Source organism: Tenacibaculum sp. SDUM215027, from assembly GCF_050566205.1.
Classification (GTDB): Bacteria; Bacteroidota; Bacteroidia; order Flavobacteriales; family Flavobacteriaceae; genus Polaribacter.
The window spans coordinates 212,834-230,837 of the sequence record NZ_JBNXUE010000004.1 but is presented as its reverse complement, the minus strand read 5'-3'; the positions used below and the strand labels follow the sequence as shown (position 1 = coordinate 230,837).

General features: G+C 29.8%; 17 protein-coding genes. 12 read left to right on the top strand and 5 right to left on the bottom strand.

What is annotated here, in order from left to right; translation table 11 throughout:
- Positions 1 to 188 precede the first annotated feature (188 nt).
- Positions 189 to 2,195 carry an ATP-dependent nuclease gene (locus tag ACQYZ7_RS11070; protein ID WP_274639907.1) on the top strand — a complete coding sequence of 669 codons (2,007 nt, stop codon included), beginning with the start codon at positions 189 to 191 and terminating at the stop codon, positions 2,193 to 2,195.
- Entirely contained in the window at positions 2,195 to 3,850 is a 1,656-nt protein-coding gene (locus ACQYZ7_RS11065) for a UvrD-helicase domain-containing protein (protein WP_274639906.1), read from the top strand. The genes ACQYZ7_RS11070 and ACQYZ7_RS11065 overlap by 1 nt, the downstream gene beginning before the upstream one ends.
- A 68-nt stretch (positions 3,851 to 3,918) precedes the next feature.
- Here the strand turns inward: ACQYZ7_RS11065 and ACQYZ7_RS11060 are convergent, their stop codons facing one another.
- Positions 3,919 to 4,101 carry a hypothetical protein gene (locus ACQYZ7_RS11060; protein ID WP_430729805.1) on the bottom strand — a complete coding sequence of 61 codons (183 nt, stop codon included), beginning with the start codon at positions 4,099 to 4,101 and terminating at the stop codon, positions 3,919 to 3,921.
- Between the two features lie 245 nt (positions 4,102 to 4,346).
- On the opposite strand from ACQYZ7_RS11060, the gene ACQYZ7_RS11055 reads away from it, so the two are divergent.
- Positions 4,347 to 4,502: a hypothetical protein gene (locus ACQYZ7_RS11055; protein ID WP_430729804.1), complete on the top strand. Its 156-nt coding sequence runs from the start codon at positions 4,347 to 4,349 to the stop codon at positions 4,500 to 4,502.
- A 68-nt stretch (positions 4,503 to 4,570) separates the two neighbouring features.
- Here ACQYZ7_RS11055 and ACQYZ7_RS11050 read toward each other — a convergent pair whose 3' ends face one another.
- Positions 4,571 to 5,578, bottom strand: a complete 1,008-nt coding sequence (locus ACQYZ7_RS11050) for a helix-turn-helix transcriptional regulator (protein ID WP_430729803.1) — start codon at positions 5,576 to 5,578, stop codon at positions 4,571 to 4,573.
- A gap of 147 nt (positions 5,579 to 5,725) precedes the next feature.
- Between ACQYZ7_RS11050 and ACQYZ7_RS11045 the strand changes: the two genes are divergently transcribed.
- The 7 genes from ACQYZ7_RS11045 to ACQYZ7_RS11015 all read left to right on the top strand — a co-directional run bounded on the left by ACQYZ7_RS11045 (position 5,726) and on the right by ACQYZ7_RS11015 (position 13,257).
- Positions 5,726 to 7,102, top strand: coding sequence for an RtcB family protein (locus ACQYZ7_RS11045; protein ID WP_430729802.1), 1,377 nt, complete (start codon positions 5,726 to 5,728; stop codon positions 7,100 to 7,102).
- A 3-nt stretch (positions 7,103 to 7,105) separates the two neighbouring features.
- Positions 7,106 to 7,474 carry a hypothetical protein gene (locus tag ACQYZ7_RS11040; RefSeq protein WP_430729801.1) on the top strand — a complete coding sequence of 123 codons (369 nt, stop codon included), beginning with the start codon at positions 7,106 to 7,108 and terminating at the stop codon, positions 7,472 to 7,474.
- A gap of 165 nt (positions 7,475 to 7,639) precedes the next feature.
- Positions 7,640 to 7,936 (top strand): S26 family signal peptidase, encoded by a 297-nt coding sequence (locus ACQYZ7_RS11035; RefSeq protein WP_208857159.1) that lies wholly within the window; start codon positions 7,640 to 7,642, stop codon positions 7,934 to 7,936.
- Between the two features lie 708 nt (positions 7,937 to 8,644).
- On the top strand, positions 8,645 to 10,036 hold the full coding sequence (locus ACQYZ7_RS11030; RefSeq protein ID WP_430729800.1) for an RtcB family protein: 1,392 nt from the start codon (positions 8,645 to 8,647) through the stop codon (positions 10,034 to 10,036).
- A 111-nt stretch (positions 10,037 to 10,147) separates the two neighbouring features.
- Positions 10,148 to 10,837: a peptide chain release factor H gene (gene prfH, locus ACQYZ7_RS11025; RefSeq protein WP_430729799.1), complete on the top strand. Its 690-nt coding sequence runs from the start codon at positions 10,148 to 10,150 to the stop codon at positions 10,835 to 10,837.
- A gap of 4 nt (positions 10,838 to 10,841) precedes the next feature.
- A complete protein-coding gene (locus ACQYZ7_RS11020; protein ID WP_430729798.1) occupies positions 10,842 to 11,357 on the top strand; it encodes a tetratricopeptide repeat protein in 516 nt (171 codons plus the stop codon).
- A gap of 799 nt (positions 11,358 to 12,156) precedes the next feature.
- Positions 12,157 to 13,257, top strand: coding sequence for a slipin family protein (locus ACQYZ7_RS11015; protein WP_430729797.1), 1,101 nt, complete (start codon positions 12,157 to 12,159; stop codon positions 13,255 to 13,257).
- A gap of 125 nt (positions 13,258 to 13,382) precedes the next feature.
- On the opposite strand, the gene ACQYZ7_RS11010 is transcribed toward ACQYZ7_RS11015, so the two are convergent.
- Entirely contained in the window at positions 13,383 to 14,126 is a 744-nt protein-coding gene (locus ACQYZ7_RS11010) for a slipin family protein (protein WP_430729796.1), read from the bottom strand.
- Between the two features lie 336 nt (positions 14,127 to 14,462).
- Here ACQYZ7_RS11010 and ACQYZ7_RS11005 point away from each other — a divergent pair, with 336 nt between their 5' ends.
- Entirely contained in the window at positions 14,463 to 15,350 is an 888-nt protein-coding gene (locus tag ACQYZ7_RS11005) for a hypothetical protein (protein ID WP_430729795.1), read from the top strand.
- Between the two features lie 62 nt (positions 15,351 to 15,412).
- Here the strand turns inward: ACQYZ7_RS11005 and ACQYZ7_RS11000 are convergent, their stop codons facing one another.
- Together ACQYZ7_RS11000 and ACQYZ7_RS10995 are read right to left on the bottom strand one after the other, a co-directional pair.
- Entirely contained in the window at positions 15,413 to 16,330 is a 918-nt protein-coding gene (locus ACQYZ7_RS11000; protein ID WP_430729794.1) for an NAD(P)/FAD-dependent oxidoreductase, read from the bottom strand.
- A 13-nt stretch (positions 16,331 to 16,343) separates the two neighbouring features.
- A complete protein-coding gene (locus ACQYZ7_RS10995) occupies positions 16,344 to 16,907 on the bottom strand; it encodes a TetR/AcrR family transcriptional regulator (protein WP_430729793.1) in 564 nt (187 codons plus the stop codon).
- Between the two features lie 527 nt (positions 16,908 to 17,434).
- Between ACQYZ7_RS10995 and ACQYZ7_RS10990 the strand changes: the two genes are divergently transcribed.
- A complete protein-coding gene (locus tag ACQYZ7_RS10990; protein WP_430729792.1) occupies positions 17,435 to 17,803 on the top strand; it encodes a hypothetical protein in 369 nt (122 codons plus the stop codon).
- Positions 17,804 to 18,004: the final 201 nt, after the last annotated feature.

Below are 18,004 nucleotides of genomic sequence, written 5' to 3'. Positions count from 1 at the left end.
GAACATTTTTTTGCGATAAAGTTGGTTAGCAGTAAAAGTCGTACATAATTCATTGATAACTATGGAAATCCGTAATACAATCCTTGTAAAGTTTTATTATATTTAAACTCTCCTTAATTAATTGCTTAAACGATATTTCTAAATACTTCTTCATACAACACTTGAAGGAAAATTATATACCATAAAGAATGAAAATAAAAAATGTAGAGATAAAAAATTTTAGATTACTTGAAGATATTAAAATTTCACTTGATGATAAAATATCTTTAATTGTTGGAAGGAATAATAGTGGTAAAACTTCTGTTATAGAGGTTTTTAACAATTTCTTTAACTATGAGAATTCTACATTTATTTTTGAAGATTTTTCAATTAGTTCACATATAAAATTTAATGAGGCAATTAAGAAATACAATGAATATCTAATCTTAGATGAGGGTGAAGAAAAAGATAAATTAGAAAAGTTATATAAGAATTTATTACCTTCTATTGAATTAGGAATTTATATTGTTTATGATGAAAAAGATGATGGTAAATTAGGTTCATTATCTGAATTCATAATGGATTTAGATGAAGAAAGAAAGGATGCCTATATAAAATGTCTCTTTAGTATAAATGAAAAAGAAGCTTTTATAGAACAATTTATAAAGAATAGTGCAGATTTTAATAATGATTTTTTAGAGTATGTAAAGCAAAATATAAAGAATTATTATACTATCAAATTTTATTCAATAGACAAAGATGATATAGATAATTACAGAGAAATTGAACGGAAATCCCTTATAGAAAATGTGTTTATAACTCAATTTATATATGCCCAAAGAAACCTTGATGACCAAACTAAAGATAAAAATAAGAGATTATCAAAAGGGTTTGAAAATTATTATAGATTAAATAAAGAGCAGTTTAAAGAAGATGTTAAAACTATTGAAGGTTTATTAAATAAATTTTCAAATGAATTAGATAAAAACTATAAAAAGCTGTTTAAAGGAGTCTTTAAAGATTTAGAGAAGTTTGGAATTGAAGACGGAGTAACACTTCAAAAACTAATTATAAAATCATTATTTAATGCTGAAAGTATTCTAAAAGGTAATACTCAATTATTTTATAATCAAGATGCAAGTATTTTGCCAGAATCATATAATGGCTTAGGTTATAGTAATTTGATATATATGATTCTTCAATTTATAAGTTTTTATGAAGCTTATGATAAAAGAGAACCTAGACCCAATTTTCAATTGATTTTTATTGAAGAACCAGAAGCACATCTTCACCCTCAAATGCAACAAGTTTTTATAAAAAATATAAATGATTTTATTAAAGAAAAACATGACTGGAATGTGCAAGTTATTATAACAACCCACTCTTCTCATGTAGTAGAAAAAGGTTCATTCGAAGGGATAAGGTATTTTGACAACACTTCTAATGGGTTGAAAATTAAAAATTTATCTGATTTTAAAAATGAAATAAAAGATGAAAAACCAGAAACTATTAAGTTTTTAAAACAGTATTTAGTTTTGAAAAATTGTGATATGTTTTTTGCAGATAAGGTAATTATGGTAGAAGGTACAGTTGAAAGATTATTGTTATCTGAAATCATAAGCGAAAAGTTTAAAAAATTAAATTCACAATATCTTTCAGTAATTGAAGTAGGTGGAGCTTATGCACATAGATTTAAAGAATTTTTGGAGTTCTTAAATATAAAAACGTTAATAATAACAGACATTGATTCTATTAATAGTAAAAAGAAAAAAGGTAAAAAGGCATGTAAAGTAAATGAAGGAGATAAAACGAGTAATGCTATTCTAAAGAAATGGCTTCCAAAAAAAGAGCTGCTTGATGAATTGATAAGTTTGAAAGAAGAACATAAATATACTAATAATAAAAGAATAAGAGTCACATATCAAATACCTGAAAAAGGTAATAAAAAGGAAGAGTGTGGTAGAAGTTTTGAAGATGCTTTTATACTTGCAAATGCTAAAGAATTAACTAATGCTTCTGGAGAAATAATAGGCAAAAGATTTAAAGGCAAGAGTAAAGAAGAAATTTATAAAAATGCATACGAGATTGCTAAAAAAATATCTAAAAATAAAACAGACTTTGCTTTTGATATAATGATGATGGAAAACTGGAATGTTCCCAAATATATTAACCAAGGGCTTACATGGTTAGAAAAAGATGAAATTTTAGCAAAATAATGGAAGTATTAGGACAAATCAAACAATTATTAGATAATAAAAAAAGCTTTCTATTAGAAGCTGGTGCTGGTTCTGGTAAGACAAGAACATTGATAGAAAGCATAAAGTATCTAATTGACACACAGTCAAAATCTTTATTTGAAACAAACAAGGGCATAGCTTGCATAACCTACACAAATGTAGCAGTAGATGAGATTAATGAGCGAATTGATAATCATCCTTTAGTTTTAGCATCAACAATCCATGAATTTTTATGGCATGTTATCAAAAGTTATCAAAAAGAGTTAAAAATAGAGGTTTTGAAGTATAATGATGAAGAAAGCAGAAATCCAATTGACGACCTCAAAAATTTATTAAAAACAAAGACTATTGAATATAGTCAATACGGTAGAAAATTTGAAGAAGGAAGAATCACACATGAAGATGTTATAAAATTCTCATCTAGAATATTTAATAAATATCCAAAGATAGGAAAAATAGTAACAAATAAATTCCCTTATATATTCATTGATGAGTATCAAGATACTGAAGAAAAAACGGTAAAATTATTAGTTGATGATTTATTAACTAAGAATATAGGAAACATTACTTTAGGATTTTTTGGAGATTCAATGCAAAAAATTTATAACCAAGGAATAGGTAAAATTGAAGACAAAAAAATAATAAATGTTACAAAGAAAGATAATTATAGGTGTTCTCAAAAAGTAATTGATTTGCTAAATGCTATTAGACCAGAATTAATTCAAAATGCTGCTGGTAATAACAAAAAAGGAAGTGTTTCCTTTCTAAGTTGTAATAACGACCTAAATAACCCTAAAAATTATGAAAAAACAATTAGTTTTTTAAAAAATAAGGGGTGGGAATTTGAAAGAGGTAAAGATGGTGTTTTAAAAACTAAAATATTGATGCTAACCCATCGTGGAATAGCTAATAAGTTAGAATATGAAAGTCTTTTATCTACATATCAAATATTAGGGAGATGGGGAAGAGATAGACTTTTAAATAAAGAAGATATTTTTGCAAGTTTTATTTTGAATAAAATAGAAAAGCTAATAGAGTTTTTTGAAAATAAAAAATATGGAGAGTTTATTAAACTTCTCGGTATTTCAGGTTACAAAATTAATAAACATGATGACAAAAAAATCATAAATGATTTAGTTAAAAATTTAATTGAGTTGAGAAAAAATAAATCAATTGAAGAAGTTTTTAATTTCGTCTTTGATAATAATTTATTAGTTAAACCAATTAAAATGATAGAGTTTATAGATAAATTAGAGGATGAAGGAAATGAAGTTAAAAAGAATTTTTATGAATCTTTAATGAAATTGAAATATAATGAGTTTATTCCATTCTATAATTACATAGAAGAATTAACTCCTTTTTCAACAAAGCATAGTGTTAAAGGTACCGAATTTGAAAATGTACTTGTTGTAATTGATGATAGTTCATGGAATCAGTATAAATTTAATGATGTATTTTCAAATAGTACAGTAAATAAAAACAGATTTAACCGAAGTAAAAATCTATTATATGTTTGTTGTTCAAGAGCGAAAGATAATTTAGTTATTTTATCACTTTCTAATATGGATGGTACAGCTATGACAACCATAAAGAAGTGGTTTAATGGAAATATATCTTATATTGAAACTATATGATGACTAGTACCTATTTAAATATCAAGACGGGTGGGTATAGGTGTTTATTTTATTAGTTATTAAGAATTCTATTTAGACTTCTTTTCTTGATTGGGCATCATTTCTTCTGGGAACGGGAATAGTATTGTTGAGTTTTTCTCCGCTGCTATACTACAAGCCACATTATCTTCGGTCATTACTTCTTGAGAATCTATATTAAAAGTAATCACCCGAATATCAACAATCTGAATGGTTTCAATAGAATAATCCATCTAAAACCAGGGTTTAAAGTTTTAATGTATTTACCAAATCTAAATTTAATAGCCCGCTTATACTCAAAAATTATACGGATTCCAGCAAGTAAGAATATACCTAAAATGCCGAAAAGGATTGTAAATCTGTTCATGGCTAAGCTCTATAAATAAAAAATTATGGTTTTACCGTAACTCTATTATGGTTTTTAACTCTTCTTATTATTTGTAGTTATTTAAATTTGAAGAACTTAAAACTTTATATAATGTTAAAAAAGATCACAAATTTAGGTACTTCCCTAAACAAAACAGAACAAAAAGCTATTAACGGAGGTGGAGGTATTACAGAATGTGAGTTCAGTGCAGATTCTAGTACCGATTGGTGCTGTCATTTACCAGGTGGTTGTCCTTCAGGTAATTAACAATACTAAATAATATAAGCGGATTAAAAGTCCGCTTTTTTGTTGTGTTAAAAGAATAAAAACTACATCTACTTTTTAATAGCGTATCTATTTAGAGAGTCTTCAAGTTTCTGAATCATTCTTTTTCTAAGTTTTTCAGGTTTCAAAACTTCTATGCTATTACCAAATCCCAAAATTAAACGTTCCAATTCATAATTAGGAATTACTAAAATATTGAAGATAGCCCCGTCATCTGTATGTTTTATTAACCTTTGAGATTTATGAAAAGGTTTTGTGATAACATAAGGAGTATTTGATTTATCTACCCAAAAAGCAATACGCTGTGGTTTAGTGTTTGAAACTGTTACACCAACAACATCTTTATAATAAATATCTCCATTAATAGCTTTATCTATATATGTTGTGTTTTCAACTTCCTCTACAGAATTTATACGATCTAAAGCTAAAGTTGTTTCTTTACCTTTAACGAGTGCCAATAAAAACCACCTATTATTAAACTCCTTTAATAATTGTGGATGCAAGGTTATTGTGCTAGCTTTTTCTGCTTTAAAAGACTGATAATTTATCTTTAATACTTTTTTTTCCTGTATAGCATTGTATAAAGGATCTATAAAAGACAAGCCTTTTAGCTGTTCGTTTTTATCTAAATGAATAATAGCTCTATTGTTTTTTTGAGAAGAGTATACTGAATCTTCTAAACGTTGTAGCACTCCATCCATTTCTTTGAATAAAGAAAAGTCTTTAAACTGACGTAATACTTGAATAGCGTCATTCATTACCTTCACATCATTTTCAGTCACAGGAATATTCATAATAGAATATCCTTCTTCAGCATAACGGTAATATTTACGTTGATAGACTTCAATCGGAGCATTATACCCTAATTTATCACTACGCATCAATTGAATATCTAACTGAACGGTTCTTTTACTCACATAAATATCTTTTCCTTCGTATTCGTACAAAACATCAGAACAAGCATCAATTAAATCATTCAAAGTCCAAGTACGCATTGTATTTCGAAGACATTGATCAATTGTTTTGTATCGAATTAGGGCGTTTTTATTAGAAGCCATTTTATAATTTTTTAGTAAAAATGACAAATTCTTTTTTGGTACGCAAAAAGATTGCGTAATAAAGTAAAATATTTGCAGTGTGATTAAGAAAAAGAGGTCGTTTAAGAGGGAAAATTGCTATGTGAACAATAATTAAAATTTAAAGTGATGAAAATTAATGGAAAAAAGCTAATTGAAATGGGATTTAAATCAGGAAAATGGTTTCCTGAAGCGATGGAATATATCAATTCTAATGAGTTAACTGAAGTAGAAATACTGGAATATTTAGAACAGTATAGACCAGCGCCTCAAATACCTTTGTTAGAAAAACCAGCGAACTTTAATATAAATATTAAAGCAGAAAATGAGCTAGAAGAAACAAATGTGAATTCAGTAATTGGTTCTATGGAAGTATTAATGAAAACACCAACATTGGTAAATGGTGCTATTATGCCTGATGCTTGTCCAACGGGATCAACAGGAACCATTCCAGTAGGAGGTGTAGTGGTTGCTAAGAATGCCATTCATCCAGGAATGCATAGTGCTGATATTTGTTGTTCAGTAATGCTAACAGACTTAGGAAGAGTAAACCCTAAAGAAGTATTAGATGTTGCTCATAGTATTACACATTTTGGTTCTGGAGGAAGAGATAGAAGTACACAGTTTCGTTTTCCTATGGATTTATTAACTGAAATAGAAGCAAATCCATTTTTAAATAACCAAAAATGTATTTCAGTAGCTAGAAGTCATTTAGGGACGCAAGGAGATGGAAACCACTTTTTATTTATTGGCACTTCTAAAAAAACAGGAAATACCATGATGGTAACCCATCATGGAAGTAGAGGGTTTGGAGCGAATTTATATAAAAGAGGAATGTATATTGCTGAACAATTTAGAAAAGAATTATCACCACAAAGTTTAAAGCAAAATGCATGGATTCCATTTGATACAGAAGAAGGGAAAAATTATTGGAAAGCATTGCAAATTATAAGAAAGTGGACTAAAAAGAACCATGAAGTATTACATGATGCAACTTTAGAGAAGTTAGGAGTTGAAAAAGAAAATAGATTTTGGAATGAGCATAATTTTGTATTTAAAGAAGGGGATTTGTTTTATCATGCGAAAGGAGCAACACCATTAGACCCTAAGTTTATGCCAGATATTACGGGGCCAAGATTGATTCCGTTAAATATGAGTGAACCAGTGTTAATTGTAAAAGGTAAAACAACCAAAAGGAATCTAGGATTTGCACCACATGGAGCAGGAAGGAATATGAGTAGGACACAGCATAGAAAAAGTAAAAAAGGAACCGTTGAAGAAATACTTAAAGAAGAAACCAAAGGCTTAGATATACGTTTCTTTTCTAACGAAATAGATATTACTGAGTTACCATCAGCATATAAAAATGCTGAAACAGTGCGTAACCAAATGGAAGAATTTGGTTTAGGTGAAGTGATAGATGAAGTGTTGCCTTATGGATGTATTATGGCAGGAGATTGGCAAAAGAACGCTCCTTGGAAAATAAAAAATAGAAATAAAAGATAAATTATGAAACTATACTGTAAAAATTGTAATAACCTTTTAACTATCAATACTCTAAAAGAATCAAAATTTGATGAGATTAAATTTGTTGATGAATCAGAATTGTTACCTAATGGTAAATATATAGAAGCCTCAAAGGTTGGTTATAATTTTGAAATACCTATAGATTATTTAATTAATACAAAGAGTATTTTGCTTAAAGACCATAAAGAATCAATAAGGTTTCAAGGCTGTTGTGGACCAAGTGAGTTCAGTACATTAAACCAAGTTTGTCCAAAGTGTAATTCCGAAATAGGAGTTTTAGTTGCTGACTGTTGGACATCTCGTTTTATAGGAATAGATATCAGAAAGGTTTCTTTGAAACCACTTTGGTAATAAAGTAAAGAGTTAATTAAAATAGAAACATTTAATTTAAAATCAATCTAATAGGTAAAATCAATTAAAAATATCATATTTGCGGCAGTTCATTGAAATGGCTTAGAAATTTTATGAGATATGTAAGGCAATAGTGTTTTACATAATTTATAAAATACAATACTAATGAATTGGAAAATTCAAAAATTAAATAATGGAGAAACCATTATTTCAAAAGAGCCAGGTAATTCCATGTTACCTATTTTAAAATCTAAACAACCTGTAAAACTAAAACCAATAAACTGGGAAGATTGTAAGGTTGGCGATATTGTTTATTGCAAAGTTCGTGGAAACTGTTTTACGCACCTTGTAAAAGGAAAAAACAATAAAAGAGGTTTGCAAATAGGAAACAATCATGGAAGGATAAACGGATGGACTAAGAATGTATATGGAATAGTAGTAGAAATATTACCAATGCCATAGGCATTTTAAGAAAGAAAAAAAGAGAATGAAGCTTCTCACATATTTTATAAATTAATAAAACGAAATTTTAACCTATGCTAATGCAATTCATACAAATATCGGACGCTCAAAAGCGATTTTTATGGAGTTATCAATAAGGTTATTGTAGTATAAAATCACTAAAAGCGTCCAAATTATATAATTTGGACGCTTTTTTTATAAAAAATTTCAAGTCTTTGAAATCAACATGTAAAATGCTACATAACTAACAACCAGGGAGTTAATAATCTGAAGAAATTCGGACAGGACACTTATATCTGTTTTTTAATATAAGTATTTGATTTTCAGTAAAATAAAGCCGCTTTAAACTTGTGTAATTCAAAAAAGGCTCACATCTTTGCACCAGTAATTTTTATACCGAGAACAGTTAAAGTATAAACATACTAAACAACAAAATAATAATTTTTAAAAACGAAGTAAACATGTTCAAATATCAATTAAACATAAGTACAATAAAAGAACCAGGTTCTTTTGTACACATGCTTCGCGATTTTCTTCATACATAGAGATAACAAGAATTTATAGATGAAAAATCCGAAGCCTCAATAACGTTTCGGATTTTTTTATGCTGCACATTTCCGTATAGTTTTCAATTTCCGAAGCAAAGAGAAAAATATTGATACAAAGCACTAATTAGAAAATTGGTGCCCAACCTTATAATGTCTCAACATGGGAAATAAACTAAAAGGAAAAGATCTAATCAAATTAGGCTTTCCAAAAAACAATAGTATAAATATTGCCTTAGGGCAAATTAACCGATATAGAAAAAAAGAAAAGAAAGAACGCATTTTAGAAGAAGCGAAACAAGTACTGCTTTATCCAGAAAAATATCAAGGAAATGCTATTTGGGGTAAAGTTGCTGAAGGTTTAACTAAGCCTGTTGAAATTAAAATGCATCAGTTAAGAAATACAAGAGCTCCGTTTTCAATTTATGGAGAAAATGAAATTGATGAACAAGCTAAGTTTCAGTTATACGATGCTTTAAAATTACCTATAGCAGTACAAGGAGCTTTAATGCCAGATGCACATTCAGGGTACGGATTACCCATAGGTGGCGTGCTTGCTACAGAAAATGCAGTAATTCCGTATGGAGTAGGAGTAGATATTGGCTGTAGAATGGCATTGAGTATTTTTCCGATGAAAGCTTCTTATTTAAAGGGTAAGCAGCATCAATTAGAAAATACATTGAAAGAACATACCAAGTTTGGAATGTATGAAACACATGATAAAAAGCAAGATCATGAAATTTTTGAGCGTATTGAGTTTCAAGATATACCTTTACTAAAACGGTTAAAAGTAAAAGCATATAATCAATTAGGAACCTCGGGAGGTGGAAACCACTTTGTGGAGTTCGGAAAGGTAACCATAACAGATGAGCACAATAAATTTAATGTACCTGTAGGAGAATATGTGGGATTGTTAACGCATAGTGGATCACGTGGATTGGGAGCAAACATCGCAAAACACTATACCTACTTAGCCAGTAAACAATGTCCGTTACCTAAAAACGTACAACATTTAGCATGGTTAGATTTAAATACGCATGACGGACAAGAATATTGGTTAGCAATGAATTTAGCAGGTGATTATGCAAAAGCATGCCATGATAACATTCATAAACGAATAGCAAAATTATTAGGTGTAAAACCATTAACTATGGTTGAAAATCATCACAATTTTGCGTGGAAAGAACAAGTAAATGGAATTGAGCGTATTGTACATAGAAAAGGAGCAACACCCGCTAATAAAGGAGCATTAGGTATAATTCCGGGATCTATGACTGTACCAGGATACATTGTTAGAGGTTTAGGAAACCAAGAGAGTTTACAATCGGCATCACACGGAGCAGGAAGAAAACATTCAAGAAGAAAGTGTAAAGAGAAATTTACCAAAAGTGATATTAAGCATCAGTTAAAAATGAATGAAGTTACGCTCATTGGAGGAGGAGTAGATGAAGCTCCTATGGCGTATAAAAATATCAAAAAGGTAATGGCTAATCAGCAAGAATTAGTAGAAGTATTAGGAACCTTTACCCCGAAAATTGTACGAATGGATAAGTAAAATAACAATTGTCATTACGATGAAGGAAACAAAATGAGATAATGAAGTAATCTGCCTATTCATTAACAGATTACTTCGTTTTACTCGTAATGATATGAATAGAAAATTAAAATGGACATAAAAATAATACAATTTACAGCGGGTCGTGGACCTTCAGAATGCTGCTGGGTAGTAGCAAAAGTGCTGAAAGCATTTATAAAAGCTGTAGTAGAACATAAGATAATGTATGACATTATTCATAAAGAAAATGGAATAGAGAATGGAACCATACAATCAGTAAGTGTTCAATTAAAAGGAAATAACCTGTCTTTATTTTTAAAAGATTGGATGGGCACTATTCAATGGATAGGAAAATCAACCTTTAGAAAATACCACAAACGTAAAAACTGGTTTATTGGTTGTTTTGAATTGGAATATAACAATGAGTTAACCATACAAGAAAAAGACATCGAGTTTCAGGCAATTAGAAGTTCTGGACCTGGTGGACAGCATGTAAACAAAGTAAGTTCTGCTGTACGAGCAAAACATAGCACAACAGGAATTCAAGTATTGGTTTCAGAAAGTCGTTCACAGTATCAAAATAAAAAAATAGCTGTACAACGTTTAAAAACCTTGATAGCAAATCATAATATAAATCAATTACAAAACACCATAAAACAAGAATGGGAAAACCATTTAGACTTAGAAAGAGGAAATCCAGTAAAAGTATTTGTAGGAACTGATTTTAAAGTTAAAAACAACAAAAAAAGATTTAAAACGACACGTAATCAATTAAAAAGCGATTTGCGTAAACAATTATAATAAGATGAAAACATTAGCAAACAATTACATATTTAAAGCATTAGATGCTTTTCCTTATGAATTAGAAGAAACAATGGAGGCATTAACGTATGCTTTGGCCTATGAAGAAAAAAATGTAGTAGCGTTGTGCTTAATGGGACGTATTTATGCAGAACATTTAGGTGATTTTGAAAAAGCAAAATTGTATTATACAGAGGCTTTAGCAGAAAATATGTATGCTTTTAATGTATATCCGCATTACATCAATGTGTTATTATGGAATGAAGATTATGAGGAAGTTGAGCGATTCATTGATTTCGCATTAACGGTAAAAGGATCCGATAAAGCAATTCTATACATTGGAAAAGCTCAACTATATGAACAAAAACAAGCGTATAAAAAATCATTGCAGACTTTAAAGGTTGCTAAAAAACACACCTATAACGAAGACTATATGCGAACCGTAAGAGAGCATACAGAAAGAGTAAAGGATAAGCTTCCTAAGAAAAAGAAGAAAAAAAGTAAGAAAAAACAAAAATAATTTTCAGTACGCAAAAACATTGCGCAGCACAACGTAATATTTGCAGTGTAATTATGAAAAAGATATTTGAAGAGCTGGAAAAATTGCTAAGAAAAGCCTCATTATAACGAGCAGTGTAATGAGGTGATTATAAAAGTTCATTTACATAAATAGATAAAAATATCAAGCAAGTCTTGTTGCGTGTTTCTGTATAGCACCATTGTATACATTCTTACAGTATTTGTATTAGAATTGTATATGCAACTAGTCTTGAAGGTTTTGATTATTTACCAAAAAATAATCTCATTCTATGTACGCAGGTTCGAATCCTGCCATAACGAAAGTTATGTAGTTCAGCGGATAGAACAATAGATATTTAAAATTCGTGGGTTCGAATCCCACTATCCGAAAGGATATGGCGGAGTGGTCAAACGCACTGGATTTCGGTTCTAGTAATTATGGTAAGCCTAACGGCATGTCGGTTCGAGTCCGACCTCACGACTTGAGTAAAAGTCATCAGGAAGCTCATCACCTTGTAAAACTGATGAACCAAAAGTGTTGAATGTTTAATGAGTTTTTAAATAAACACTTATAAACGTACTTTGAAATAATAATTATTACATAAACAATGTGTTGAACTTTAGTATGTCAGTTATACTATTAATTAGTATACCCCATGTAGTAAACAACAATACAAAGGCTATGCAATCTTATTATTTCCGTGGGCTTATAAGCATTAACATTCAATACTTTTTACAAAAACAAACAAATTTCTACATGGTGAGAAAACAACGTATAAACAATTAAAGATAAAAAGATTATGAAAAGAATAACAATTAATCAAGGAAAAGTAGGATTAGTATTTAAAAAAGAAGATTACATAAAAGTAATCAAAGCAGGTACACATTGGTTAGGGTTTAATCAAACAGTGGCAGTATACGATTTAACAAAAGATTTTTATACATCAGTAGCTTTAGAAGTATTGTTACAAGACGAAACTTTAGCAGAAATGTTAGAAGCTGTTGAAGTACAAGACAACGAGTTAGTTTTTATGTACGAAAACAACAACTTTCAAAGAGTTTTAAATGCTGGAAGACATGTTTTCTGGAAAGGATTTATTACTAGAACCTTTCAAAAAATAGATATAAGCAAGATTGAGATTACTGAAAAAGTAGATACATCTTTATTCAATAATTATGAAGTGAGCAAATATGTTAGAACTTTTGAAGTTGCTGCCTACGAAAAAGCTGTGTTGTTAGTGAATGACACCTATCAAAAAACATTGGTAGGAGGGACGTATAGGTTTTGGAAAAATGAAACAACTATTAAAATAGCGAAAGTAGATACCAGACAATTGCAATTAGAAGTTTCAGGTCAGGAATTGTTAACCAAAGACAAAGCAAATGTTAGAGTTAATTTTTATACGCAATATAAAGTAACTGATATTGAAAAAGCATTATTGGCTAATAAAGAATATGAAAAACAATTGTATGTAAACATGCAATTGGCATTAAGAAAATATGTAGGACACTATACATTAGATGAATTATTAGCAAACAAAGAAGATGTGTCAAAAGCAGTTTTTGAAGAAACGAAAGAAAATGCTGAAAATTTAGGTGTAGTAATACAAGGTTGTGGAATTAGAGATGTTATTTTACCAGGAGAAATGAAAGAAATCATGAATCAGGTATTGGTAGCACAAAAGAAAGCACAAGCCAATATTATTACTAGAAGAGAAGAAACAGCTTCAACAAGAAGCTTATTAAATACTGCTAAATTAATGGAAGATAACGAAATGTTGTTTAAGTTAAAAGAAATGGAGTATGTGGAGAAAATAGCCGATAAAATTGGAGAAATTACAGTCACTGGAAACGGAAATGTAATTAAGCAATTGAAAGAAATATTTGTTACCAATAAGTAGTATATGGCTGATTATATTAGATTTAAACTCTAAAAAGCGAGAACTTAATTATACAAGTTCTCGCTTTTTATTTATGATTATAAAAGTTAGCTAACGACAAGTGTAACCTAGCTCTAATAACCAATCTATTTAGACTTCTTTTTTTTAGTAGGTAATACTTCTTCTGGAAAAGGGAATAGGATTGTCGAGTTTTTCTCCGCTGCAATATTAGACAGTGTTTGGTATAAACGCAGTTTAATAGCCGAAGGCGATTGATCTATAAGTTTACCAGCCTCAAGAAGTTTTCTCGCAGCCTGTTCTTCTGCCAAAGCAAGAATAATACGTGCTCTTCTAGAACGTTCCGCTTCAGCTTGATTTGCCATCATACGACGCATGTTTTCAGGTAATTGAATATCTTTTATTTTAACATCGTTTATTTCAATACCCCATTCTTTAGTTTCTAGCTCTACAATTTCCTTAATATTCCTTCCCATCTCTTCTCGCTTTGAAAGTATGGTATCCAATTCAACTTTACCACAAACATCCCTAAGTGCTGCTTGTGCCAGTTGTGTAATAGCAAATTTGTATTCTTCGACCTCTAAAACCGCACGTTCAGGATCATAAATCTTAAAGAAGACAACTCCATCTATGCTACAAGGCACATTATCTTCGGTCATAACTTCTTGAGAATCTATATTAAAAGTAATAACTCTTATATCAACAATTTGAATAGTTTCTATAAACGGAATAATCCATCTAAACCCAGGGTTTAAGGTTTTAATGTATTTTCCAAACCTAAATTTAAGGGCTCTTTTATATTCAAAAATTATACGGATTCCAGCAAGTAATAATATGCCTAAAATGCTGAAAAGGATAATAAATCTACTCATGACTCTTAGTGTTATGTGTTACTATATGCTTTAAGAAAAGGGCTATACCTTACACAATGCTTTTACTATTGTTATCCTAATTGTACTTATTTGATAAGTAAATTGAGTGTTCCTTATAAATTTACGAATTTTTAAGAGAAAATAATAGTGTTTTAAACAGTATTAATATTTCAGTCGATTGAAAAACAGCTGATTACAGATAAAGCATTTAATACCCTTACGTTATTAGAAGCGATAGTAAAAACAGGGATTTTAACATTGTGTTAACCAATGTATTATACGAATAATTGTATTTATGTAGTGCTATTTTTTGCTAACAATTAAAAAAATTACACAATGAATAAACCATTGTATTTTATAATGACGCTTGTATTAATACCATTCTTTAATGCTTGCAATACTAAAAAACAAAACTCAAAAAATAGTAATCAATCAACTACAGAAAGTTCTTACCTAGGTCAGAAACCACCAGGTTTAACACCTAGACCTTTTGCTCCCGGTATTGTTACCACAGAAGGATGGGAGGTTAGTGGTGTCTTTACACCCGACCTGAAAGAATTCTATTTTATCAGAGAAGGTGAGGAAGAAGAACAAGAATTTGTTGTAATTCAACATAAAAATAATCAATGTCAAGAGTCAGTTATATCTCCTAGGGTAGGAACTCCCTTTATCGCACCAGATGGTAAGACCATGCATTTGGGCAAGTGTTATAAGGAACGTACAGAATCTGGCGACTGGTCAGAAGTAAAAAGCCTTGGTTTTCCTTTTAAAGATTTACCAATTATGCGTCTTACAGCTTCTGCTAAAGGAACTTATTTTTTTGATGAGTTTAAGTCAGATTTTACAGGAGATATTCGATATTCACGATTTGTGGATGGAAAGTATGAAGAACCAAAATTACTTAGCAAGAAGATTAATAGCGGAAAAAGCTTTCACCCCTTTATTGCACCAGATGAGTCCTATCTTATATTTGATGGCAAGCGTGAAGGAGGATATGGTGATTCCGACATTTATATTAGCTTTAAACAACAAGATGGTTCATGGGGAGAGGTTATTAATTTAGGAGATAAAATTAATACAGAAACTTGGGAAGCGGTTGCCAGTGTAACACCAGATGGTAAATACCTTTTCTTCAATAGGAACATGGGCTCAAAAGACTATGAAAATGTAGATGTATTCTGGGTAAGCGCACAAATTATAGAGGAGCTAAGACCCAAATTTTAATAATGAATTATTCACAAAAGAAGGTCTGTTTACCAGACCTTCTTTAACTCATAAATTAATTATTACTGCCAATTTTCCTCAATTATTTGATGTGTAATGGCAGCAGCAACTTCACTACCTTCCGCAACTGAAGACGCAACTCCGCTCCATCCAGTTCTGGCGTCACCAATAATATAAAATCCTTTGACTTCTGTTTCTTTATTGTCATCTACTTTATAAAGTTCCATTCCAAAATGACCGATTTCAGTTGAAATATTCATTTTTTTAACGAAGTCAGTACTCTCTGTAGATTTCGTATCTGGTAAAAAACCTCCTTCTCTTTGAATAACTGTATCATCAATAAGTTCAACACCTGTAAGTTGACCTTCAGTTGATATCAGCTTTTTAATTTTTTCCTCAACTATCTGTATTCCATTTTTAGTAAGGTTAGATAGTAATTCTTCATCCTCAACTTTTTCACCGTTTGTAAAAACCATAACATTTTTTGACCAATGCGATATTGTTTTTGAAAACATTGGCCCCATTACAGCATCTCCAAATACTGCCAATTTTTTACCAGCCATTTCAAAACCATCGCAAAAAGGGCAGGGGTAAACAGATTTTCCATAGACTTCTGTTAAACCTTCAATACCAACTTCTGCAATGTTATCTTTATGTCCTGTTGCGACAATAACTCTTTTAGCTGAATATATATCGCGTTTTGTTTCAACCGAAAAATTACTGTTTTCACCCTTTACCGATATCGCTTTTTCCTTTTTATAATCTACAGATGTGTACTTTGTTAACTGCTGTTTAGCTATCTTGAATATTTCAGAGGGATGCATACCATCTTGAGTTAAAAATCCGTGTGAATGTGTTGTTATATTATTTCTGGGGTTTTCGGTATTTAACACCAATGTTTTTATTCTACTTCTACCTAAAACCAAGGCAGCGCTCATTCCTGCAGGACCACCTCCAATAATTATGACTTCATAATTCATATCTTTTATTTTTTTAATTTGTTTTTATTTTTTTTGATTGACTAACAGCATTGAAATAAGAAATCCAAGCCATTTCAGTAATTTCTTGTGTTCTTGATTCATCTTCAAGAATTAGATTTATAGCGGCATCAATTGTAGAGAAATAGAGGCTCTCAATCCAATCTATGGTAAGCTTTGAGTTGAATGAATTATTAGTTTTTAGTTTAATTAACAGCTCTCTAAAAGTTTGCATCATTTCTTTAAAGTCTGAAGATTCGTTTTCTATTCCTTTGTAACTTTCTCTGTAGCTATATAAAAAACGAAATTGATATCCACTTTTAATATCGCACAGAAACATTGTATAGAGTTGAGTCTTTGGGTCAGAAGAAGATTGTATTGATTCTTTCGTTTTTTGTAAACAAAGACTACTAGCATACTCAATTATTTCTTCAATAAGTTCTGATTTTCCGCTAAAATATCTATGAAGTGTTCTTCTGCTTAAATTGATAGATTCAGCTATTTCTTCCATTGATGCGTTAGGGTCTTTACTGAATGTTTTTATTGCAGCAGCTATAATTTTAGTTTTGGTTGCATTCATAATGTCTCAATTATGAGACAAAGATATAGAATGTCACGTAAATGAGACATTTTTATTTTCTTTTTTTGAGTTACTTATACCAAGTAATACAATTAAATTAATGAAATAATTATATAAATCTATAGTCTTTAGTTAACAATTGTAGATACAAATTTAATTTACTAACTTTAAGTAGTTTAATCTGTTAAAAGAAAAAGGATGCTTACTATTTATAAATTATTATATATGCAATTGCCCATAGGGACACAAAATCCTGATGACAATAAACCTATGGATTTTTCAGACCCCATTGAAGTAATTGTATTTATTGTTTTACCAGTTTTCATTATTATATTGTACATTTTGTGGAGAAAGAAAAAAAACAGAAAAATGTAAATAATTTTTAATGTAGTATTTGTAGTCGTTTTACCAAACGACGATAGGAGAGAGGTGGAATGTGTGTAAAGGCATATATCTAAACCTTATTTTGTCATATTTCTATCATAAAAACTAAAGTCAAGAAAAAAAGATTTAATAGAACAAAACAAATGTTAGAAAGAGGAGATATACTAGAAGCAAAAAATCGCGAATTTGATGCTGGTTTGCATTATATTATTTTTTATTCAGGAAAAGATGAAAGACATTTTCTAGGTGGAATGTTAACGACATCTAATAAATATGAAGAAAATATACCAATGCTTAAGAACCATTTTGAAATAAAAGATTTAGATAATAATAATTTTAAAATCAAATATCAAAATTCACATCTAGTTCCTGCTAAACTAATGAAATTAGAATCTTGGGGACCTTTCCAAATTGTTGGAAAATTAACGAAAGATGGTGTTGAATTTATAGAAAGTCAAATAGATGATTTGGATGAAATTATATGGGAAGATTATCTTGCTTCAAAGTCATAAAACGTTTTGGAAAGCTTTTGAAAGTTCTTTTGAAAGTTCTATAGTTTGAAATTCTATTTTACATAATATCAATAGTTACAATTAAATGAGATTAAATAGTAACTAGAATATATATTGAATACGCGATTTTTAAATGAATCTAAAAGGCACGAATGTTTAATGACCCAAGTTCTAAATTTTCTTTTGGAATACTAAAACCTT